This is a genomic window from Mucilaginibacter sp. P4_G9, from assembly GCF_056400985.1.
In genome coordinates this window covers 1-979 of sequence record NZ_JBFUKF010000830.1, presented here as the reverse complement: position 1 = coordinate 979, position 979 = coordinate 1, and the positions used below count along the sequence as shown (strand labels likewise).

2 protein-coding genes are annotated in these 979 nt (G+C 37.7%); both read left to right on the top strand.

Translation table 11 applies throughout. The annotated features are described in order from the left end of the window. A partial coding sequence (locus tag AC1DPZ_RS27965; protein ID WP_477409688.1) for a sigma-70 family RNA polymerase sigma factor occupies nucleotides 1-367 on the top strand: 367 nt, incomplete at its 5' end. Nucleotides 368-464: 97 nt separating this feature from the next. Next, a partial coding sequence (locus tag AC1DPZ_RS27960; RefSeq protein ID WP_477409686.1) for a FecR family protein occupies nucleotides 465-979 on the top strand: 515 nt, incomplete at its 3' end.

The following is a 979-nucleotide window of genomic DNA, read 5'->3' as shown; positions in this document are numbered from 1 at the left end:
ATATAATTCATCTTACCTGTTAAGAGCGCTGAAGAATAATATTATTAATTTTTATAAAAAGGATGCAGTCAGGAAAARAGGGGTAGATGAACTTTTGCAGTTAAGCGGCGGTAACGAATTTACCAATGAAGACGATTTAATTGCCAAGGAGCTCGCACTTACAATTGAAGGCCGTATTAAAGAACTTCCCGGTAAAATGCAGCAGGTATTTGTATTATCCCGTCAACAAAACTTATCCATCAGCGAAATATCTGAGATGCTTAACATAGCCCCCAGAACCGTAAAAAACCAGATCTCCAATGCCCTCAAAATATTACGTACAGGTTTGGACGTATTCCTGGTAATAATTTTCCTTTTTTTAAAATAAATCTGGTACCAAAACCAGTTGGGCTTGTATTATACGTACCAATGCATGAACTGCCTTGTAAGCAGGATATTTTAAAACCAAATACACTTTTATAATAATGATAAAATGGCTGAAGCCTGGTCATAAGCCTGTAGCTGGTGAAGCACATCTGCAAGATGAGGAGGCAATGAAGGCGGTAGAGAAGCAGATGTTAACCAACATCCATAAAGAGATTTATGGCAAATGGTATTTTATAAAAACAACACCTGGCAAATATGCTGTCGCAGCTTCATTTGTGCTGCTGTGTTGCTCTATAGCATTGGGTCTTAAACTTTCTTTTAAAAATAAAATCAATTTTGTTACGGTAGCCGCCGCAAAGGGACATATAAATATTATTTCTCTGCCCGATGGATCTACGGTATGGTTAAATTCAGGTTCATCTATAAGATATCCGGATAGGTTTGGCGAAACGCGGGAGATACAGCTGATTAACGGCGAAGCTTATTTTGATATAAAGCATAACGAACATTCTCCTTTTATAGTTCACTACGGTGGTTTACACGCACGCGTTTTAGGAACGGCCTTTAATATAAAGTACTTCAAAAAGGTTAGCGATGTAAGGGTAACTGTAAC